Origin of the sequence: Tenacibaculum soleae, assembly GCF_001693415.1 — a bacterium.
GTDB classification, from domain to species: domain Bacteria; phylum Bacteroidota; class Bacteroidia; order Flavobacteriales; family Flavobacteriaceae; genus Polaribacter; species Polaribacter soleae.
This window is the reverse complement of record NZ_MAKX01000002.1, coordinates 447,173-468,264: the sequence shown is the minus strand read 5'-3', so window position 1 is coordinate 468,264 and position 21,092 is coordinate 447,173. Positions and strand designations below refer to the sequence as shown.

The 21,092-nt window shown below is 30.4% G+C and carries 18 protein-coding genes and 3 tRNA genes; all 21 read left to right on the top strand.

Annotation, left to right across the window (positions count from 1 at the left end):
* Positions 1 to 19: 19 nt before the first annotated feature.
* The 21 genes from nhaB to BA195_RS09325 all read left to right on the top strand — a co-directional run bounded on the left by nhaB (position 20) and on the right by BA195_RS09325 (position 21,090).
* Positions 20 to 1,492: a sodium/proton antiporter NhaB gene (gene nhaB, locus BA195_RS09425; RefSeq protein ID WP_068704769.1), complete on the top strand. Its 1,473-nt coding sequence runs from the start codon at positions 20 to 22 to the stop codon at positions 1,490 to 1,492.
* A gap of 110 nt (positions 1,493 to 1,602) precedes the next feature.
* The gene (locus BA195_RS09420; protein ID WP_068704767.1) at positions 1,603 to 2,283 is read left to right on the top strand and encodes a MotA/TolQ/ExbB proton channel family protein; all 681 of its coding nucleotides are present in this window, start codon (positions 1,603 to 1,605) and stop codon (positions 2,281 to 2,283) included.
* Between the two features lie 36 nt (positions 2,284 to 2,319).
* Entirely contained in the window at positions 2,320 to 2,712 is a 393-nt protein-coding gene (locus BA195_RS09415; RefSeq protein ID WP_068704765.1) for an ExbD/TolR family protein, read from the top strand.
* 2 nt (positions 2,713 to 2,714) lie between these two features.
* Positions 2,715 to 3,539, top strand: a complete 825-nt coding sequence (locus BA195_RS09410) for an energy transducer TonB (RefSeq protein ID WP_068704763.1) — start codon at positions 2,715 to 2,717, stop codon at positions 3,537 to 3,539.
* A 56-nt stretch (positions 3,540 to 3,595) separates the two neighbouring features.
* Complete coding sequence (locus tag BA195_RS09405; protein ID WP_068704761.1) at positions 3,596 to 4,804, top strand: bifunctional folylpolyglutamate synthase/dihydrofolate synthase; 1,209 nt, start codon at positions 3,596 to 3,598, stop codon at positions 4,802 to 4,804.
* Positions 4,805 to 4,865: 61 nt separating this feature from the next.
* Positions 4,866 to 4,940 (top strand) — tRNA-Val (locus BA195_RS09400).
* 36 nt (positions 4,941 to 4,976) lie between these two features.
* A tRNA-Val gene (locus BA195_RS09395) sits at positions 4,977 to 5,051 on the top strand.
* Positions 5,052 to 5,087: 36 nt separating this feature from the next.
* Positions 5,088 to 5,162: transfer RNA gene (locus tag BA195_RS09390), tRNA-Val, on the top strand.
* Positions 5,163 to 5,266: 104 nt separating this feature from the next.
* On the top strand, positions 5,267 to 6,550 hold the full coding sequence (locus BA195_RS09385; protein ID WP_068704759.1) for a nucleotide sugar dehydrogenase: 1,284 nt from the start codon (positions 5,267 to 5,269) through the stop codon (positions 6,548 to 6,550).
* Positions 6,550 to 7,488, top strand: a complete 939-nt coding sequence (locus tag BA195_RS09380; RefSeq protein WP_068704757.1) for a Gfo/Idh/MocA family protein — start codon at positions 6,550 to 6,552, stop codon at positions 7,486 to 7,488. Before BA195_RS09385 ends, BA195_RS09380 begins: the two co-directional genes overlap by 1 nt.
* A 26-nt stretch (positions 7,489 to 7,514) precedes the next feature.
* Positions 7,515 to 7,940, top strand: a complete 426-nt coding sequence (locus BA195_RS09375; protein ID WP_068704755.1) for an adenylyltransferase/cytidyltransferase family protein — start codon at positions 7,515 to 7,517, stop codon at positions 7,938 to 7,940.
* A gap of 8 nt (positions 7,941 to 7,948) precedes the next feature.
* Positions 7,949 to 9,277: a UDP-glucose dehydrogenase family protein gene (locus BA195_RS09370; RefSeq protein WP_068704753.1), complete on the top strand. Its 1,329-nt coding sequence runs from the start codon at positions 7,949 to 7,951 to the stop codon at positions 9,275 to 9,277.
* A 5-nt stretch (positions 9,278 to 9,282) separates the two neighbouring features.
* Positions 9,283 to 10,299 carry an NAD-dependent epimerase gene (locus tag BA195_RS09365; protein ID WP_068704751.1) on the top strand — a complete coding sequence of 339 codons (1,017 nt, stop codon included), beginning with the start codon at positions 9,283 to 9,285 and terminating at the stop codon, positions 10,297 to 10,299.
* Positions 10,289 to 12,739 carry an SLBB domain-containing protein gene (locus tag BA195_RS09360; RefSeq protein WP_176714979.1) on the top strand — a complete coding sequence of 817 codons (2,451 nt, stop codon included), beginning with the start codon at positions 10,289 to 10,291 and terminating at the stop codon, positions 12,737 to 12,739. The genes BA195_RS09365 and BA195_RS09360 overlap by 11 nt, the downstream gene beginning before the upstream one ends.
* A gap of 7 nt (positions 12,740 to 12,746) precedes the next feature.
* On the top strand, positions 12,747 to 13,856 hold the full coding sequence (locus BA195_RS09355) for a Wzz/FepE/Etk N-terminal domain-containing protein (protein WP_068704747.1): 1,110 nt from the start codon (positions 12,747 to 12,749) through the stop codon (positions 13,854 to 13,856).
* 63 nt (positions 13,857 to 13,919) lie between these two features.
* Positions 13,920 to 15,248 (top strand): flippase, encoded by a 1,329-nt coding sequence (locus BA195_RS09350; RefSeq protein ID WP_176714978.1) that lies wholly within the window; start codon positions 13,920 to 13,922, stop codon positions 15,246 to 15,248.
* Positions 15,238 to 16,728, top strand: a complete 1,491-nt coding sequence (locus BA195_RS09345) for a hypothetical protein (RefSeq protein WP_068704743.1) — start codon at positions 15,238 to 15,240, stop codon at positions 16,726 to 16,728. The genes BA195_RS09350 and BA195_RS09345 overlap by 11 nt, the downstream gene beginning before the upstream one ends.
* Positions 16,728 to 17,525, top strand: a complete 798-nt coding sequence (locus BA195_RS09340) for a glycosyltransferase family 25 protein (RefSeq protein WP_068704741.1) — start codon at positions 16,728 to 16,730, stop codon at positions 17,523 to 17,525. The genes BA195_RS09345 and BA195_RS09340 overlap by 1 nt, the downstream gene beginning before the upstream one ends.
* Positions 17,522 to 18,820, top strand: a complete 1,299-nt coding sequence (locus BA195_RS09335; protein WP_141677680.1) for a hypothetical protein — start codon at positions 17,522 to 17,524, stop codon at positions 18,818 to 18,820. The genes BA195_RS09340 and BA195_RS09335 overlap by 4 nt, the downstream gene beginning before the upstream one ends.
* Before the next feature lie 49 nt (positions 18,821 to 18,869).
* The gene (locus BA195_RS09330) at positions 18,870 to 19,838 is read left to right on the top strand and encodes a glycosyltransferase family 2 protein (protein ID WP_068704736.1); all 969 of its coding nucleotides are present in this window, start codon (positions 18,870 to 18,872) and stop codon (positions 19,836 to 19,838) included.
* Between the two features lies 1 nt (position 19,839).
* Positions 19,840 to 21,090, top strand: coding sequence for a TolB family protein (locus BA195_RS09325; protein WP_068704733.1), 1,251 nt, complete (start codon positions 19,840 to 19,842; stop codon positions 21,088 to 21,090).
* Positions 21,091 to 21,092 lie beyond the last annotated feature (2 nt).

Here is a 21,092-nt window from a genome sequence, read left to right as displayed (position 1 = left end):
AACTTATAAATTAAATACGATGTTTAAATATTTTTTAGGTAATAGTCCTAAGTGGTTTAAAATGACCATGATTTGTTTTTTGATTTTTAATATAATTTCCTTGTTTGTTTTGGGGAAAACAATAACAGCATGGATTTTTATAGCAGAGTTTATTTTTACACTAGCAATGGCATTAAAGTGCTATCCTCTTCAATCTGGAGGATTGTTAGCAATTGAAGCAATAGCTTTAGGGTTAACGACACCTAAAAATGCATACCATGAAGTAGATCAGAACTTAGAAGTTGTATTGCTTTTAGTATTTATGGTAGCGGGTATTTATTTTATGAAACCTTTGCTGATGTATATTTTTAGTAAAGTATTTACTAAAATAAAATCAAAAGTAATTTTATCACTATTATTTGTTTTTTTATCAGCTGTTTTATCGGCTTTTTTAGATGCTCTTACTGTAACAGCTGTTTTAATTAGTGTAGCGGTAGGTTTTTATGGAGTTTATCATAAAATTCATTCAAGCTCTGCAGATTATGATGGGGATGGAGTTTTAGATAGAAAAGAATTAAGTGGAGAAACACTAGAAGAATTTAGAAGCTTTTTAAGAAGTTTAATAATGCACGGTGTTGTAGGTACAGCCTTAGGTGGTGTATGTACTTTAGTTGGAGAGCCACAAAACCTTTTGATAGGAGAAAGAGTAGGATGGGATTTTATTCAATTTTTTCTAAAAATGGCTCCAATAACTATTCCTGTTTTGTTTGCAGGTTTGTTAACTACAGTTGTGTTAGAAACAACAGGTTGGTTTGGTTTTGGAGCTAAGTTACCAAAGGTGGCTGCTAAAATTATTGAAAACTATACAATTGAAGAGGACGAAAAACGAACAGATAAAGAAAAATATGGTTTAATAATTCAAGGTGTATCAGCAATATTATTAATCGCAGGTTTGGCATTGCATATAGCACCAGTAGGGTTTATTGGGTTAGCTTTGATTATTGTGCAAACTGCTTTTATGGGAATAATAGACGAGCATCAATTAGGCCATGCATTTGAAGAAGCATTACCGTTTACAGGTTTGTTAGTTGTGTTTTTTGTAATAGTAGCAATGATTCATGATCAACACTTATTTAGCCCTATTATACAGTGGGCTTTAGCACAAGATCCAGCTTCGCAACCAGGACTTTTTTATGTTGCAAATGGATTTTTATCAGCAATAAGCGATAATGTTTTTGTAGCAACAGTATATATTGGAGAAGTTGAAAGTGCCTTTAAAAGTGGGATAATTGATAGAGCGCATTTTGAAAAATTAGCAATAGCAATTAACACAGGTACTAACTTACCAAGTGTAGCTACACCAAACGGGCAAGCAGCATTTTTATTTTTATTAACATCGTCACTAGCACCATTAATTAATCTTTCTTACGGAAAAATGGTTAAAATGGCATTACCTTATACAATCGTATTAGGAGGCTTAGGATATGTAATGGTAAAACTATTATTATCTTAAACTATAATATAAAGTAGTTTTAAAAAAATCCTGGATTGAATGATTCAGGATTTTTTTAAACAATTAATAAAAGAATAGTCCGTTAATAGTTAAAACTTAAAAGTAATTTAATGTTATTATTTATTCAAGAAAATTTAGAAGAAACAATATCCGAAGAAAAAACATTATCTATCATTCAATTAATTAAAGATGGAGGTTTAGGAGGACAAATGATTATCGGGTTATTATTTGTTTTGTTAGCTGTAGCCTTGTATATTTATTTTGAACGTTTTTTTGCAATTAAAGAAGCATCAAAAGTAGATAAGAACTTCATGAATCAAATTAGAGATCATGTTATTGGTGGAAAAATAGAAAGCGCAAAAGCATTATGCGAAAATACAAATACACCTACGGCAAGATTAATTGGTAAAGGGATTTCTAGAATAGGAAAACCTTTAGATGATATTAACAAAGCTATTGAGAATGCAGGGAAATTAGAGGTGTATCAATTAGAAAGAAATGTATCTGTCGTTGCAACAATAGCAGGAGCTGCTCCTATGATTGGTTTTTTAGGTACGGTAATCGGTATGATTGTTGCTATTCATGAAATTGCAAATTCAGGAGGGCAAATAGATATAAAACTATTATCTGACGGATTGTATACTGCAATGACCACTACAGTTGCAGGTTTAATAGTAGGTATTGTTGCTTATATAGCTTATAATCATCTAGTAGTGCGTACCGATAAAGTGGTGTATCAAATGGAAGCGAAATCGGTTGAGTTTTTAGATTTATTAAATGAGCCAGTATAAACGTTTAGTAGCTTTTAATTTTTTTGAGGAAATATTATGAATTTAAAAGGAAGGAATAAAGTTGATCCAAGCTTTAACATGTCGTCAATGACCGATATTGTTTTTTTATTGTTGATCTTTTTTATGTTAACATCAACATTAGTTACCGTAAGTGCCATTGATGTTTTATTGCCAAAAGCAGGAGGTAAAACAGAAAATAGTAAGGCGATTGCAGTTACTGTGACAGAGGATGCTTCTTTTTATATTGATAAAACAAAAGTGAATACAAACAATCTAGAAGCGGAAATACTTGCAAAAGTAGGGGTAGATAAAAAGAAAACAATAGTTATTAGAGGGGATCAAAATGCACCTTATAAAAACGTAATGAAGATTATTGATATTGCCAATAAAAATAAATTAAAAATGATTTTAGCCGTAAAGGGTAAATAAAAATGCAAGTTTTAGAAACCACACATAAACGAAAATCAGCTGTTATTACAGCTATTATCCTGTTACTTTTATTGTTTGGGGTATTTAATTTCGGAATGCAATATTTAGATCCGCCAATTGAATATGGAATCGTAGTTAATTTTGGAAATTCAGATATAGGTAGTGGAGAACCTGTTGAAGAAACTAAATTTGATACTAGCATAGCGGAAGAAGTAAAAGAAGAAGTTACCAAAGAAGAAGTTGTTGAAGCAGATAAAGAAGAAATTAAAGAGGATATAATTACTGATAATTCTAATAAAGATATTTCAGTGGTAAAAAAATCATCAGAAGCAAAAAAAGTGGTAAAAGAGGTTGTAAAAAAAGAAAAAGTTCAAGAAAATCCTAAACCATCTAAACAAGTAGCCGATGCATTTAATAGTTTGTTAAATGGAACCTCAGATAAGGGAACAACTCAAGGAGAGGGGGATGATAAAAAACAAGGGACAAAAGGAACTAAAAAAGGTGATCCTGATTCTAATAAATATTACGGAAATTCAGGAAGCGGTTCTGACGGAAATTATAATTTAGCAGGAAGAAAAGCATTGTCTAAACCAATAAAAAAACCAGATTGTCAAGAAGAGGGAATTGTAGTGGTGAGTATTGAGGTTAATCAAAAAGGAGAAGTAACCAAAGCACAAACAGGAGGTATAAAAGGAAGTACTAGTTCTGCGCCATGTTTAGAAAAAGCAGCAAAAGAAGCCGCGATGAAAACAAAGTGGAATTCAACGACTAATGCTCCAAAAAAACAAAGAGGAACTATTATCTACAAGTTTTTACTCTCAAAATAATTAAACATTTTAAAATGTCATCTCGATAAAATTCGAGAATTTATAAACCATAAGTTATGACATATCAAGAAACCTTAGATTGGATGTTTGCGCAATTGCCAATGTATCAAAGTCAAGGTAAAACAGCATTTAAAAAAGATTTATCTAATATAAATGCCTTAACTAATACTTTAGGCAACCCAGAATTGCAGTTTAAAACCATTCATGTAGGCGGAACTAACGGAAAAGGTTCTACTAGCCATATGATTGCAGCTATTTTACAAGAGGCAGGTTATAAAGTTGGCTTATATACATCACCACATCTTAAAAATTTTACCGAGCGTATTCGAATAAATGGAGTAGAAGTAACGCAGGAAAGTGTTGTCGAATTTATTTTTGAAAATAAGCAGTTTTTAGAAGCCCAAAAAGTATCATTTTTTGAAATGACAGTAGGAATGGCGTTTGATTATTTTGCAAAACAAAAAGTAGATATAGCAGTTATTGAAGTAGGTTTAGGAGGAAGATTAGACTCTACCAACATTATCACTCCAGAAGTTTCGGTAATAACAAACATCGGATTAGATCATACACAGTTTTTAGGAGAAACATTGCCCGAGATAGCTTTTGAAAAAGCAGGAATTATCAAAAATAAAGTACCAGTCGTTATTGGAGAAAAACAACAAGAAACAACACCTGTTTTTAAAGATAAAGCGACCGCTTGTAAAACTAAAATTGTATTTGCCTCAGACGAAGATTTTACGGGTAAAACAGATTTGTTGGGAGATTATCAGTCTAAAAATGTTAAGACAGCAGTAAAAGCTATTCAACAATTACAAGGGTTTAATGTATCAGAAGAACATATAAAAAACGGTTTATTAAATGTAGTTAAAAACACAAATTTAAAAGGACGTTGGCAAGTTTTACAAGATGAACCTAAAATAATTTGTGATACAGCGCATAATAAAGAAGGATTACATTATACTTTAAAACAACTTAAAAATGAAAAGTATAAAAAGTTACATATTGTTTTAGGAGTGGTTTCTGATAAGAACTTGGAGGATATTTTACCTATGTTTCCAGTAAAAGCGATTTATTATTTTTGCAAGCCAGATATTCCACGAGGATTATCAGAAAAAATATTAAAAAATCAAGCAGCAATGTTTAATTTAAACGGTGAGTGTTTTGGTTCTGTAAATCAGGCTTTTGAAGAAGTGAAATTAAAAGCAAGTAGAGATGATGTAGTATATATAGGTGGTAGTACATTTGTTGTTGCAGAAATTTTATAAATTTATAATAAAATAATGTTGTTTTTTTCTAAAACAATACTATATTTGCACCCGCAATTGAGGGCAATTAGCTCAGTTGGTTCAGAGCACCTCGTTTACACCGAGGGGGTCGGGGGTTCGAATCCCTCATTGCCCACAATATTCCAAGCCGAAAAGGAATTAAAAAAACATCGGGCAATTAGCTCAGTTGGTTCAGAGCACCTCGTTTACACCGAGGGGGTCGGGGGTTCGAATCCCTCATTGCCCACAATATTCTAAGCCGAAAAGGAATTAAAAAAACATCGGGCAATTAGCTCAGTTGGTTCAGAGCACCTCGTTTACACCGAGGGGGTCGGGGGTTCGAATCCCTCATTGCCCACAGAAAAAGTCTCGTCAGATAATGGTGAGGCTTTTTTTTGTTTATAATATTTTGTTAACTATGTTTTTTGTAATTTCGTAAGCTATTTTAGTAGTAAGAAAAAGATGAGTGTACCAAAAATTGCAATTATAGGATTAGGTTATGTAGGATTGCCGTTAGCTAGGTTATTTGCAACAAAATATACAGTAGTTGGTTTTGATATAAAATCGAAACGAGTTGACGAATTAAAGTCAGGTGTAGATGTAACGTTAGAGGTAGCAGATGATTTGTTAAAGTCCGTTTTAGTTCAAGAATCTACCATAGAAAAAGGTTTGTATGTTACCAGTAGTGAAAAGGATATTGAAAACTGCGATTATTACATTGTAACGGTGCCGACATCTGTAGATAAAAATAATCAACCAATTTTAACACCCTTATTAAGTGCAAGTAAAACAATTGGGAGTGTTTTAAAAAAAGGATCTATAGTTGTTTATGAATCTACCGTATATCCAGGAGCCACTGAAGAGGATTGTGTACCAGTGCTAGAAAAAGAATCGGGATTAACATTGAATCAAGGTTTTTTTGTAGGGTATTCGCCAGAAAGAATAAGTCCTGGAGACAAAGTTCGTACTGTAGAAAATATATTAAAAGTTACTTCAGGTTCTACTAAAGAGACCGCCCAAAAAATAGACGATTTATATAAATCAGTTATTAAAGCAGGTACTCATAAGGCAGCATCCATTAAAGTTGCCGAAGCATCAAAAATTATTGAAAATTGTCAAAGAGATATCAATATAGCTTTTGTTAATGAATTGGCAAAAATATTTAATTTGATGAATATTGATACGAGCGAAGTTTTAGAAGCCGCCTCTACAAAATGGAATTTTTTACCTTTTAAGCCAGGTTTAGTTGGCGGGCATTGTATTGGAGTTGATCCGTTTTACTTAGCGCAAAAAGCGCAACAATTTGGCTATTATCCAGAAATAATACTATCGGGTAGACGATTGAATGATAGTATGGGAAGTCATGTGGCTTCAGAAGTTGTGAAGTTGATGATTTCAGAAGATGTAAAAGTAAAAAATGCTGAAATTTTAATTTTAGGAATAACCTTTAAAGAAAACTGTCCGGATATTAGAAATACCAAAGTGGTTGATGTATATCATGCTTTAAGGAGTTATGGCGTAAATATTGATATTTATGATCCTTGGGCAAAAAAAGAAGAGGTTATTAGAGAGTATAATTTTGGTCTAATAACCAATTTATATGAAAAAAAATACGATGCCATTGTTTTAGCAGTATCGCATAATGAATTTAAAGAAATAGAATTGTTGAGGTTAAAAAAAGAAAATGGAGTGGTGTATGATGTGAAAAATATATTACCTAAGCAATTAATAGATAAAACATTATAATGAAAAACTTTGCGTTAATAGGTGCAGCAGGATATATAGCACCACGTCATTTAAAGGCGATAAAAGATACGAATAGTAATTTAATAGCAGCACTAGATAAATTTGATAGTGTTGGTGTGATGGATAGTTATTTTCCGAATGCAGATTTTTTTGTGGAGTTTGAACGTTTTGATCGACATATTGAAAAAATTAAACGTCAACAAAATATTCAATTAGATTATGTAAGTATTTGTACACCAAACTATTTACACGATTCACATATAAGAATGGCTTTACGTAGAGGGGCAGATGCTATTTGTGAGAAACCACTAGTTTTAAATCCGTGGAATGTAGATGCTTTACAAGCAATCGAAAAAGAGTCAGGAAATAAGATTAATACAATACTTCAATTAAGGTTACATCCAAGTATTATTGCTTTAAAAAATAAAGTCGCATCTGAAAATAAAAAAGAGAAATATGATATAGATTTAACCTATATTACTTCTCGTGGTAATTGGTACGATGTCTCGTGGAAAGGAGACGAAAGTAAATCAGGAGGAATAGCCACAAACATTGGGGTGCATTTTTATGATATGTTATCTTGGATTTTTGGCGATGTACAAGAAAACTTGGTGCATTTAAGAGAAAAAGACAAGTCGGCAGGTTATTTAGAGTTTGAAAATGCAAGAGTACGTTGGTTTTTGTCGATTGATGAAAATTCATTGCCAAAGCAAATTCAAGAAGTCGGACAAAGAACTTACCGTTCTATAACCGTTGATGGAGAAGAAATAGAGTTTAGCGGCGGATTTACAGAATTACATACCGAAAGTTATAAAGGTATTTTAAAAGGAAATGGTTTTGGGTTGATGGATGCAAAGGCTTCTATAGAAATTGTACATGATATTAGAAATACAGAATTGGTTAATTTAGGGGAGAAACATTTGTTTTTAAATAGATAAAACTATATTTGCTGAAAAGAAAAAATATGAAAATAGGAATTACTTTTAGTGCTTTCGATTTACTACATGCAGGTCATGTAAAAATGCTTGAAGACGCAAAAGAACAGTGCGATTATCTTATTTGTGGTCTACAAACAGATCCTACGGTTGATAGACCCGAAAAAAACAAACCCATACAATCTGTTGTAGAGAGATACATTCAGCTAAAAGGATGTAAATATGTTGATGAGATAGTGCCGTATACTACAGAGCAAGACTTAGAGGATGTATTGCAATCTTTTAAAATAGACATACGCATTTTAGGAGATGAATATGCTGATAAAAATTTTACAGGGCGTACCTACTGTGAAGAAAAAGGCATCACCTTATTTTATAACAAACGAGAACATCGTTTTTCTAGCAGCGAATTGCGTAAGGAGGTAGCTGAAAAAGAAAATAATAAGCTTAAATAATAAGAAGAATGAATATAGCAGTTGTCGGATCAGGATATGTAGGTTTGGTTTCAGGGGCTTGTTTTTCTGAGATGGGAAACAGGGTTACTTGTGTAGATATTGATTCACATAAAATAGATAAGCTACATGAAGGGATTATTCCTATTTATGAGCCAGGTTTAGAAAATATGGTGTTGAAAAATATCGCAAATAAAAACCTGTTTTTCACCACCAAGTTAGAAGAAGCGATAAGAGATGCTGAGGTTGTTTTTATAGCTGTAGGAACTCCTATGGGCGATGATGGCTCTGCAGATTTACAATATGTATTGTCTGTAGCCAAAGAAATAGGCCGTAAAATGACTAAAAGACTTGTGGTGGTTGATAAATCTACCGTGCCAGTTGGTACAGCAGATAAAGTAAAAGTTGCCATTCAACAAGAATTAGCTAGCAGAGGAGAAGAGATAGCTTTTGATATAGTTTCAAATCCTGAATTTTTAAAGGAAGGAGCCGCCATCGATGATTTTATGAAGCCCGATAGAGTTGTTATTGGCGCAGCATCGGAATATGCTTTTGATACCATGAAAGAACTGTATAGCCCATTTTTAAGGTCACACGACCGTCTTATTAGCATGGATATTCGCTCAGCAGAAATGACAAAGTACGCAGCCAATGCCATGTTAGCGACTAAAATTTCTTTTATGAACGAGATTGCTAATATCTGTGAAAAAGTAGGCGCAGATGCGAACCAAGTCCGTATTGGTATCGGTTCAGATAGTAGAATAGGATACAGTTTTATTTATCCAGGAGCAGGGTACGGAGGTTCTTGTTTTCCTAAAGATGTAAAGGCCTTAAATAAAATTGCCCAAGAACACGGGTACAATGCTGAGTTAATAAAGTCTGTTGAAGAGGTTAATAATCGACAGAAGTTTGTGATTGCAGAGAAAATCGTAAAAAGATTTGGTGAAGATTTATCAGGAAAGGTTTTTGCTCTTTGGGGACTGGCTTTTAAACCAGGTACCGATGATATGCGAGAAGCACCCGCTATTTATGTAGTAAAAGAATTGGTAAAACGTGGAGCAACAATAAAAGCGTACGACCCAAAAGCGATGGAGGAAGCACAACACTTTTATTTAAAAGGGGTTGATGGTATTTCATACTTCGAATCAAAATATGAGGTTTTAAAAGAAGCAGATGCTTTAATTATGTTAACAGAATGGAAAGAGTTCCGCTCTCCTGATTTTTCAGAAATAAAACAACAACTTAATACTCCTATTATTTTTGATGGTAGAAATCAGTATAATGTTTTCAATTTACAAGATAAAGGTTTTGAATATTATCAAATAGGAAAACAAAACTAGCATACATGAAAATACTTGTTACAGGAGCTGCGGGTTTTATTGGTTTTCATTTGTCAAAAAAACTATTAGATAAAGGTTATACTGTTATAGGAATCGATAATATTAATGACTATTATAATGTTGATTTAAAGTACGATCGTTTAAAAGAATTGGGCGTACAAAAAGAAACAGCTGCTGCTTTTCATAAAGAAAATATAAGTAGCACGTATAGTGACTTTAAATTTAGGAGAATAAATTTAGAGGACAAAGAAGCTTTAGTTGCATTATTTGAACAAGAAAAGTTCGACGTAGTCTGTAATTTAGCAGCACAAGCAGGGGTTCGTTATAGTATTGAAAATCCGGATGCCTATATACAAAGTAACATCGTAGGTTTTTTAAATATTTTAGAATGCGCTCGCTATAACAACATAAAACACCTAGTATATGCGAGTAGTTCTAGTGTATATGGGGCAAATGCAAAAATACCTTTTTCAGAAGAAGATAAGGTAGATACACCTGTGAGTTTATATGCAGCGACCAAAAAAAGCAACGAATTAATGGCATATACCTATAGCCATTTATATAAAATACCTACAACAGGATTGCGTTTTTTTACGGTGTATGGACCTTGGGGAAGACCCGATATGGCTCCTATGTTATTTGCTGATGCCATATCAAACGATCGCCCTATAAAAGTTTTTAATTATGGTAAAATGCAGCGTGATTTTACCTATATAGATGATATTGTAGCAGGAATAGAACGCGTTTTAGTATCTGATATAAAGGACAGGACGCTATATAAAGTATACAATATAGGAAATAATAATTCGGTGAAATTATTAGATTTTATATCAGAAATAGAAAAAAATATAGGTAAAGAAGCTCAGAAAGAGCTGCTACCAATTCAGCCAGGAGACGTTGAAAAAACATGGGCAAACGTTAATGATCTAATGAAAGATTATAACTATAAACCCAATACCTTACTAAGTAAGGGAATTAAAGAATTCATTAATTGGTTTAAAAATTATGCAGTTGACAAATAAAATAGGAAGAAAAGAAGTCTTAAAAAGTGTTTTTATAGTTCTTTTCGTATTCGCTAGTTTTACAAATTATGCTCAGAGTATTCAGCAACAAATGAATACTATTGAGGTAGATAACTTGTCAGATGAACAAGTAGCGAATTATCGTGATAAAATTAAAAAAGAAGGGTATACTTTAGAACAGGCATTGTCAATAGCCAAAACAAGAGGGATGTCTGAGCTACAAGCCCAGAAATTACAAGCTAGAATTCGAAATTTAGGTACTTCAACCAATAATCAAAATACGAATATAGATGAATCGCAAGGAAATAACAGTACTTCGAGTAATCAATTGCTTTTTGGATTGACAGGCAAAGAAGAGGTGGAACCTAAAGAATCTTTACTTTTCGGGTATGACTTTTTTAACAATCCAAATATTACATTCACACCAAACTTAAATATAGCAACGCCTGAAAATTATGTAATCGGTAGCGGAGATATACTCTCAATTGATTTATGGGGTGCTGCTGAAGCTAATTACGAGAAGAAAGTAAATAGGCAAGGTGCAATTAATATTCAAGGTGTTGGTTATATTCAATTAGTAGGTTTACCTATAAAAGCAGCAAAATCTAAAATAAAGAATTATTTAAAAAGAATTTATGCTGGTATTGGCGCTTCGTCTAATAGTTATAACAAAGTACACATGGCTGTTTCTATTAAAGAAGTTCGCAATGTGCAAGTAAGTATTGTAGGCGAAGTTAAAGTACCAGGGTCTTACTCGTTAAGTGGTTTTTCTACCGTATTAAATGCTTTATACGCAGCAGGTGGACCCACTGAAAACGGAACGTTTAGAAATATTCGATTGTTCAGAGGGGGAGAAAAAGTAGCCGACTTTGATTTTTATGATTTTTTAATCAATGGTTCTGAGACAGGTAATATCACAGTGCAAGATCAAGATGTTATCATTGTTAAACCTTATGATAAAATAGTAACTATTGAAGGAGCCGTAAAAAGACCTGGTTTATATGAAATGAAAGCAACTGAAACAGTAGTTGATTTAATAAAATATTGTAGTGGTTTTGTTTTTGATGCATACAAACAAAATATCATTATTGAAAGAGTTAATGGAAAGCAAAAAGAATTAGTGGAGATTCCGTTAGCAGCTTTCACTAAAGAAAAATTGAAAGATGGAGACTTTATAAAAATAAATAAAGTGTCTAATCAATTTTTAAATAAAGTTAGTGTTGCGGGAGCAGTTTTTCAGCCCGGTAAATATGAGTATAAAGAAAATTTGTCATTAGCATCTTTATTAACAAAAGCTGAAGGTGTAACCAAAGAAGCCTTTTTAGATAGAGGTATTATTGTAAGAACTTACGATAAGGTAAATAAAGAGACCATTTCATTTTCGTTAAGAAGTAAAAATGAAAGCTTATTATTGAAAGAAAATGACAGCGTATATGTTTTTTATAAAGAAGAGTTAAAAGAAAAAGAATTTATTACTATTAACGGAGCTGTTAATAAGGCAGATGAATTCGATTTTATGCAAGGCATGCAAGTAGAAGATTTAATTGCGCTTGCAGGAGGGTTAAAAGATGGGGCAGACGCTACAATGATAGATGTTTCTAGGAGATTAAAAGATGGTAGTTTCGAAACAATAAGTGAAAACTTTGATTTAAAAGCCAGTGGTAGTTTAGGAGGTACTGTTAGTAATAATTTTACATTACAACCTTTTGATATTGTTTCAGTACGTTATTTAAAAGGGTATACAAAACAAAAAACGGTATTTATAAAAGGAGAAGCTAATTTTGAAGGCGAATATTCTTTAGGCGGTAAAAATGAAAGAATTTCAGATTTAATAGTACAAGCAGGTGGGTTAACAAAATACGCATATATAGAAGGCGCTTTTTTAACAAGAAAAAACAATAAGGTAGAAGATGTTAAACAATTAGAAATGATAGCAGACTTTGCTAAAAAAGACAGTTTAACAGCCGACACATCAAATGAAATAAAACAAAAAAATACTTTTAAGATTGGTATTAAATTAAATGAAATTTTAGCCCAAGATGGTAAAGATTCAAAGTTCGATTTGATTTTAGAAGAAGGAGATGAGTTGTTTATTCCTTCAGAAAGACAAACCGTAAAAGTAGAAGGAGAGGTACTATCACCATCGTTAGTTCGCTACGAAAAAGGGAAGAGTTTTAAACATTATATAGAAAATTCTGGAGGATTTTCAGCTAATGCAAAAAAGAGCAGGGCCTATGTTATTCATGCAAATGGAGATATAAAAACAACCAAACGCTTTTTGTTTTTTAAATCGTACCCTACTGTAAAACCAGGTTCAGTAATTTTAATACCTAATAAACCTGAAAATACTAGAAAGATTTCTACTCAAGAAGTTATTGCAATTACTACAGGTTTGGCAACGTTGGGTGTTTTGGTAAAAAGTTTAACAGATAATAAGTAATTTTAAAATGGAAAATAAAAATACTTATAAAGCTGAAGACGAAATAGATTTATTAGCATTGTTTAAAACTATTTTACAAGGCAAGAAGACTATCATTCGTTTTGTTATGGTATTCGGATGTATCGGTTTATTTATCGCTATTTTTTCAGCTAAAGAATATACAGCGTCAGTTACCTTAGTACCCCAAACAGGTGGTAGCAAAGTGTCGGGTAATTTAGGAGGCTTAGCAGCCATGGCAGGGATCAATTTAGGAGGAGGAAATGAAGAAGGGATTCCACCGGCCTTATATCCTAAAATCGTACAAAGCATTCCGTTTCAAAAAGAGTTACTACAAACACCCTTAAGTTTTTCTCATATAAGTAATACTGTAAGTTACGAAGAGTACTATACTAAACATGAGCAATTTAATTTATTACGTTTTCTTAAAGAGTATACTATAGGCTTACCAGGTAAAATTATTGCTAAATTAAGAACTGGTGGTATTGAAGAGTTAAATGTAGATTCTCTTAATGGCATCCATAAAATTACAAAAGAAGAGAATATACTTTTTAAAATGCAACAAGAGCAATTAAGTGTTAATGTTAATGAAAAAGAAGGCTATATAGAGTTGTTTTTTTCCATGCCAGAAGCATTGCCTGCAGCACAAATGACAAAAAAGGTACAAGAACTATTACAAAAAGCAATCACTAATTTTAAAATACAAAAAACTAAAGATGAGTTTGAATTTATAGAAGAACGCTATGCCGAGTTAAAAAAAGATTTCGAAAAGAAACAGGCTGCTTTGGCATCTTATAGAGATCGCAATCAAGGTTTAATTACCTCTCGCTCACAGTCGCGGTTAGAAAGTTTACAAGCTGAATATAATTTAGCATTCAGTATTTATTCTGAGTTGGCGAAGCAGCTAGAAACTCAGAAAATAAAGCTAAAAGAAGATACGCCTATTTTCACGGTAATAGATCCGGTAAGTGTCCCAGTTGATAAATCAAAGCCAAAGCGTATTTTAATTATAGTTGTATGGGGTATGTTAGGTGTTTTTATTGGTGTTGGAAATGTTGTAGGGAAGAATTTGATTTATGAATTTAAAGAGAAAATCAGTAAAAGGAAGCTAGATATATAGATGTTTTTATTATGGTTGTTAAAAAAAGTAAATTAATTTCATTTTTTTATGCTTAAAAAGCGGTTGTTTTCTTTATTAAAGCTTAATTCAGGGGCAAAAAAAATTATATTTAATATATCCTGGCTTTTTTTTGATAAAATACTAAAGATGCTATTTGGTGTTTTCGTAATTTCAATGATTTCAAGGTATTTAGGACCTACTCAATATGGTTTGTTAAATTACATTACAGCTCTTATTTCTCTTTTTATCGCTTTTTCTGCATTAGGTTTAAATGGAATAGTTGTAAGGGATTTATTAATTAAAGAAAAAGAGGCGCCAATAATTTTGGGTACAGCTTTTGGTTTGAAATTAATAGGAGGAATAATATCTTTCTTTTTCTTTTTATTATTGGTTTATACTCTACGACCAGATGATAACGTTACCATTTCACTAAGTTTAGTGCTTGGTTTTATGTTGATTTTTAAATCAGCTGATGTAATAAAATTTTGGTATGAATCTCAAACAGCGTCAAAATATACTGTTATTGTAGAAAACAGTGCTTTTTTGATAGTAGGGACTGTTAAGTTAGCTTTAATTTACTTTGAGGCATCTTTAAAGATGTTTGTGTTAGCAATATTGTTGGAAAGTATACTTGTGTTTATTTTTTTCTTTTTAATTTATAAAAAAAATAAGAGTAGTTTTTTTAATTGGAAATTTAAAAGAGACAAAGCGAAAAATTTATTAAGAGATAGTTGGCCTTTAATAATTTCATCATCAGCATGGATTATTTATTCAAAAATAGACCAAGTAATGATAGGACAAATGATGGATGACACAGCTGTTGGTTATTATTCTGCGGCTACTAGAATAAGTGATATGGTGAGTTTTATACCTGCAATGGTAGCTTTTTCTATTATTCCTTCTATATTAAAGTATAGAAAAAAGAATAATAAACTTTACATGTATAAATTTCAAAATATCTATAATATCGTCACATCAATATTGTTTTTGCTAGCAATATTTATTACATTTTTTTCAGAACATATAATTAATTTTGTTTTTGGGGCTCAATATTCACAATCAGCTAATGTATTAAAGATTCATTTTTGGACTGTGATCTTAATTGGTTTGGCTGTTGTTAGTGGACGCTATTTAATAAACGAAGGCTTGCAAAGAATAACAATGTATAGGCATTTAACCGGAGTTTTAATAAATATACCTTTAAACTTTATTCTGATTCCCAAAATAGGTATTGATGGAGCTGCTGTATCTAGTTTAATTTCATTGTTTTGTGCAAACTATTTATTAGATTATTTTAATAGAGATACTAAAATAATTTTCAAACAAAAAACTAAAGCTCTTTTCTTTACTTGGGGTCTTAATCAATTAAAAAATAAAAAACATGAAGAATAAAGCAGTAATAAATAAAGAAGCTGTTAAGAATAAAGTGGAGTCTTTTATTTACAATAATATTGATTCTGTCGAAGTTGAAGTTCATAATGAAGTACCTGTATTAACACATAATAGGTTTGATTTAGCATTTAAAATTTTATTCTTAGAATCAATTCTAAATTTTAAGACTAAAAGAGCAAAAGATATTTATAAAGAACATATTAGAGCTTTTTCTTTAGGCTCTTATAAAGAGCCAGGTAATGAAGATAAAAATAGTTTAAATAAATTTATTAATACTTTTAAATCTCTTTATGAAGATATTAATGCAAATGGATTTAATGAAAACACAAGTTTAGTACCTTTATCTAAAGACGGTACTATTTTAAATGGCGCACATAGAACTGCTATTTGTATTTACCTTAAAAAGGAATTAAGAGTAGTTAATACTATGTTAGAAGCTCATCAATATGATTATAATTTTTTTTATAATCGTAATGTAGCGGATGATATTTTAGATGAGGTAGCAACAAAATATGTGGAGTATTCAGAGAATACCTATATAGCATTGCTCTGGCCAACAGCACAAGGTAAAGACAATGAAATTGAAGAAATAATACCTAATATTGTATACCGTAAAAATGTTGACCTAAATAATAATGGAGCTCATAATTTATTGTCAGAAGTATATTTTGGGGAAAATTGGATAGGTAATAAAAAGAATAATTTTAAAGGTGTTAAAAAGAAATTAGTAGAATGTTTTAAAAATAAATCTGCTTTAAGAGCTATAGCTTTTCAAGCAGAAAGTTTAGATAAAGTATTAGAAATAAAAGAAGAAGTTAGAAAGTTATTTAATGTTGGTAAACATTCTATACATATTACTGATACAAAAGATGAGGCAGTACAATTATCTAGGATGCTATTTAATAATAACAGTATTCATTTTTTAAACCATGCAAAACCAAATACAATTTTATCTACTCATGAAAAAATAGAGAAATTTAAAATTACTATTTTAAAAAATAAAGTTGATTTTAAAAACGTATTATTAGATGGGGGCATAATGTTGTCTTTATACGGTGTAAGAGAAGCATCTGACATAGATTATTTTATTGCAGGAAAAGATAAATTAAAGGATTTTGAAAGTTTAGATATAGAGGATCATGATGAGGAGTTAGTTTTTCATGATAAAGAAAAAACAGATTTAATATTTAACCCTACAAATTATTTTTACTTTAATGATTTAAAGTTTGTTTCTTACAAACAATTATATAAAATGAAAAGGAATCGGTATAATAAAAATTTGAATACAAAAGATAAAAATGATTATCAAATTATGGATGCTATGATAGAAAAAAAGACTATCAAGAAACATTTTTATTATATTAAGCAAGTTTTATATTATCAAGGACTAAAACTTATACCAAAAATAAAGAGCTTATTAAAAATCACAAAATTAGAAACTCCAGCAAAATACATATATAAGAAAATAAGTAAAAAATAATGAATTTAAATCTTAAACAAAATAATCAAATTCCTATTTACTTAGTTTCATTGGATGAAGATACGCAAAGACGAGAAACTTTAGCAAAAGATTTTCCTTTATATTATCCTAATATTACAAGAGTTTCTGCAGTAGATGGACGTAAAATTACAGCAAAGTCATATTATAATTCAATAATTGACTATTATAGAAGAACTAATAAAGTGTTGTCACCAGCTGAATTAGGATGTACACTGAGTCATATAAAAGCATTAAAACTTTTTTTAAATAGCGATAATGAATTTGCATTGATTTTGGAAGACGATGTGATAGGAAATGACAAAAATATTGATGATATTTTTTCTTTAACAACCGTTGTTCATCCAAATTCGTTATTAATTTGTGGTGGGCAGGAAGGATTAAATGCACGAAAATATCAATTTGGTAAAAAATCTAAATATGAGGGGTTAACAGAAATAAGTATGTTTTCTTACCGTCATGTGTTTAGAACCTGTTGTTATTTGGTAACTAAAAATAGTGCAAAAGCAATTGTCGACTATCAAGAGAGAAATCTAACTTTAGCCGATAAATGGGACGTTTTTTTTAAAGATACTGATATAAAAATATTTTATAAAAACTCTTTGTCACACCCAAAAGATCTAGCAAATAGTCATATAGAACAGGACAGAGCATATTTTAAAAATAAAACTTCTTTGCAGAAGTTTTTTTCAAAAAATATTTTAGAAAGAGTTGCTATAAAATTATATAATGAAACACAATTTATTTTACATAAAATAAAAGGATATAAGTCATTATGATAAAATTACAACCCATTAAAAAGATAGATGTCTTCTTAATGTTTTTATTGATACATGGTTTTTACATAGTGCCACCCATTAATAGTTCTATGTTGGCGGTGGGAATAGTGCTTTTTTTAGGAGCTTTATTAAAACCTAAATTTATAAACGACAGTTTTAAATTGCTTGTAAATAGAAAAATAGCAATGCTTTTTGTTTGGGTTTTTGTTATGATTGCTTTTAATATAGTTATTTCTTTAATTCACTCTACATTTGATCTATCCTATAATAAAAATCTCATATCGCAAATAGTGCAAATAGTGATGGTTATTTTTGTGATTAGCTATATTTTTTATGATTATAAAGGAGATAGATATACAGTGTACCTTGGTTATCTAATAGTATGGGCTTTTTTGATGCAATCTGTTGTAGAAATAGTTGCGTTTATAGTACCTGCTTTTGCATCAGTTGTACATTTAACATACAAAGCTGAGCAAATAGAATTAATGTATGAAGGTTATGGCGGAGTTAGAGGGCTGGCACTTACAGGCTCTGCTGGTTGGGGGCTTGCTGTGGGTTTTGGTTTTGCTTTTTTATTTTTTTTTAAATTATACATTGTGAATAAAAAAGCTACTATTTTTACTATAATACTAGGGCTTATTTTGGTGCTTGGTGCTTTTTTTGCAGGAAGGTCATCTTTTGTTGGGGCAATTTTAGGTGTAGTTTACTATATTTTTTCACAAGGTAAAGTGCTTATAAAACTAAGAAATGTTTTTTTTGGTATTGCTTTGTTAGTTGTATGTATAATGGCTGTTTATTTTTTACTTCCCGCTTTTTCAGAGTTATTGCTAGAGCGAGTATTCCCTTTTGTATTCGAGTTTTACTATAAATACGAATCTTCGGGCGTAGCACAAACAGGTTCTACTAATAAGCTAATGGAAATGTGGTCGGTTCCGATTTCATCAACAACTTTTTTTATAGGAGATGGTGTATTTACAGACCCTATAACTGGTAAATATTATATGTTAACAGATGTTGGTTATATTCGTAATTTGCTTTTTGGCGGGTTTTTCTGGGTAGTTTTAGTAATAAGTTATCATTTTTATATTAGTTCTGTTGGTATCTTGTTTAATAAAAAAGTAATTTTTAATGACAAATTATTTATTGTTTTTTTGCTTTTATATATGTTGATTTTAGAAGCCAAGGCTATGTCATTAGGATATAATAAATATGCATTTATAATATTAGTTTTATATTTAATAGCTTGGATTTATGAAAAAAATAACAAGAGCGAAAAATACATTGATAGACCCTAGGTTTTATTAAAATCAATATAGATATAGTTAGTAAAAAAAATAAAATTTAATGAAGTACACAATTGTAATACCTGCTTATAATGTAGAGGATTATATAAACAATACTATTGATTCTGTTTTATCTCAAACATATAAAGATATTGAAATCATTATAATAAATGATGGCTCAACAGATAATACCATTAGCGTAATATCTAATTATGAAAATCATAATCAGATAAAAATTATTAATCAAAAAAATAAGGGAGTTTCGGCAGCAAGGAATGTAGGAATTAAAGAAGCTACGGGAGATTATATTTTTTTCTTAGATGCAGATGATACAATTGAACCAAATTTATTTGAAGACGTTAATGTTTTTATTAAAAAAAATATTGATAAAGTTGAGATCGTATCTTTTGGTTATAATATTATTAAAAATAAGGTTATAAAGGATGAAATGTCTCGCTATGAGTTTAATGAACGGGTATTTGAAAGCCATTTTTTTTTAAATAGCTATTTAAAAAAGGAAATTTATCAATGTATGTGTTCATTCGTAGTTAAAAGAGAGTTAGTTATTGATGAGAAAATATTTTTTGATGAAAGCACATTTAATGGAGAGGATCAAGAATTTCAAATAAAATGTATGTTGAAGGCAAAAGAAGTTTTATACCTTTCTTTTCCTTACTTTAATTATATCGTTCGAGACAATTCTGCAGTTAATTCTGGTTTTTCAGAAAAATACATAACTTTACTAAATGCATTTATTAGGTTAGATAATTATGTTAATAATAATAAAAGGCTAGAAAATGAAGTGAAAGAAAATTTAATTAGATATAGTAATTTAATATATTTTTATACTTTAAGGAAGGCTGTAAAATCTAAAGACAAAAAATTAATAAGTGAAGTGGTCTTGAAAAAAGCTTATTTTAACAGTAATTATAAATTTAAATTAGATAAATTAGGTGTTAAGTTGTTGTTTTGTAGTGGGTTAAATAAAGTTAGTGCTAAATTATTAACAAAAATACTTAGTTTAACATAGTATGTCAAATAAATATTCAACATTCGAGAGAGAGGTAGCGAAGTTTGTTTCAAGTTTCCCTAAATTAAAAGCATTAATAAAGAAAGTCTATTTATGGTTGAATTATGTCTTGTATAAAAAGGATTACAAAAGCAAAACACCATACAGAATTCAAAAAATCAGTTATGATAATGAAGAGTCATTTTTTGGGTATTATGACAATTCCCCGATTAATGTTGATAATTCTTATATAGTTTTTCATTCTGTAAATTTTTCTACTAAGAGTTTACCAAACAGTAAAAAGGCTATATCAATTGTACTTTATAATGTTAGAAACAAGGAATACAAAGTAATAGATAAAACATATTCATACAATTGGCAGCAAGGCGCTAAATTAATGTGGTTAGATAATAATAGGTTTATATTCAATATATTCGATAATAAATCAAGTACTTATAAGTCAAAAATTTATGATATACTTAATAAAAGCTCGAGAATTGTTGATATGCCGATTTATGATGCTTGTAGTACATTTGGAATTTCATTAAATTTTGAAAGACTCCGTGTAGATGGTGGTGATTATGCTTATTCTAATAGAAAAAACACTATTGACTGGCATGATAATTCTGATGCTTTGCTTTATGTTGATTTAGTTAGTGGTAAAAGAACAAAAATAATCTCACTGGAAGATGTTATTAATTTTAACTTCAAAAACTCAATGAATAATGCGAAACACACGTTTAATCATGTTATGATATCTCCATTAAATAATAAAATTATGTTTATGCATAGATGGTATTCTCAAGGTAATAAAAGGTTTGAAACTTTGTATGTTTGTGATGTTGATGGAGAAAATTTGAGGATTATAGCCGATGATGGTATGGTAAGTCATTGCTGTTGGAAGAGTAATAATGAAATAATAGCATTTTTAAGAGACGAAAAACGAGGTGATCAATATTATACTATTAATGTAATTGATTCAACTAAAGTTATATTAAATGAAAAGTTGAAAGTTTTTGGAGACGGTCATCCTTCATTTTTAAATGATAAAGTTTTGTTTGATACCTACCCTAATAAATCAAGAATGAAAGGGTTATTCATATTAGATCTAAAAAAGGATAAATTACTTACGATGGGAGATTTTTATGAGTCTCTAAGTTATTATAAACAAACTAGATGTGATTTACATCCCAGGTTTAGTTTAGATGGGAGTAAAGTCTTTTTTGATAGTGTGCATGAAGGAAAACGAGGACTTTATATAATGGATATATAGTA

Bases quoted from the DNA above. Each gene is read 5' to 3' on its own strand.
- BA195_RS09330 (WP_068704736.1), top strand. From the start codon at position 18,870: ATGAAGTACACAATTGTAATACCTGCTTATAATGTAGAGGATTATATA.
- BA195_RS09385 (WP_068704759.1), top strand. From the start codon at position 5,267: ATGAGTGTACCAAAAATTGCAATTATAGGATTAGGTTATGTAGGATTG.
- nhaB (WP_068704769.1), top strand. From the start codon at position 20: ATGTTTAAATATTTTTTAGGTAATAGTCCTAAGTGGTTTAAAATGACC.
- BA195_RS09335 (WP_141677680.1), top strand. From the start codon at position 17,522: ATGATAAAATTACAACCCATTAAAAAGATAGATGTCTTCTTAATGTTT.
- BA195_RS09415 (WP_068704765.1), top strand. From the start codon at position 2,320: ATGAATTTAAAAGGAAGGAATAAAGTTGATCCAAGCTTTAACATGTCG.
- BA195_RS09405 (WP_068704761.1), top strand. From the start codon at position 3,596: ATGACATATCAAGAAACCTTAGATTGGATGTTTGCGCAATTGCCAATG.
- BA195_RS09420 (WP_068704767.1), top strand. From the start codon at position 1,603: ATGTTATTATTTATTCAAGAAAATTTAGAAGAAACAATATCCGAAGAA.
- BA195_RS09380 (WP_068704757.1), top strand. From the start codon at position 6,550: ATGAAAAACTTTGCGTTAATAGGTGCAGCAGGATATATAGCACCACGT.
- BA195_RS09370 (WP_068704753.1), top strand. From the start codon at position 7,949: ATGAATATAGCAGTTGTCGGATCAGGATATGTAGGTTTGGTTTCAGGG.
- BA195_RS09410 (WP_068704763.1), top strand. From the start codon at position 2,715: ATGCAAGTTTTAGAAACCACACATAAACGAAAATCAGCTGTTATTACA.
- BA195_RS09340 (WP_068704741.1), top strand. From the start codon at position 16,728: ATGAATTTAAATCTTAAACAAAATAATCAAATTCCTATTTACTTAGTT.
- BA195_RS09375 (WP_068704755.1), top strand. From the start codon at position 7,515: ATGAAAATAGGAATTACTTTTAGTGCTTTCGATTTACTACATGCAGGT.
- BA195_RS09365 (WP_068704751.1), top strand. From the start codon at position 9,283: ATGAAAATACTTGTTACAGGAGCTGCGGGTTTTATTGGTTTTCATTTG.
- BA195_RS09345 (WP_068704743.1), top strand. From the start codon at position 15,238: ATGAAGAATAAAGCAGTAATAAATAAAGAAGCTGTTAAGAATAAAGTG.
- BA195_RS09325 (WP_068704733.1), top strand. From the start codon at position 19,840: ATGTCAAATAAATATTCAACATTCGAGAGAGAGGTAGCGAAGTTTGTT.
- BA195_RS09355 (WP_068704747.1), top strand. From the start codon at position 12,747: ATGGAAAATAAAAATACTTATAAAGCTGAAGACGAAATAGATTTATTA.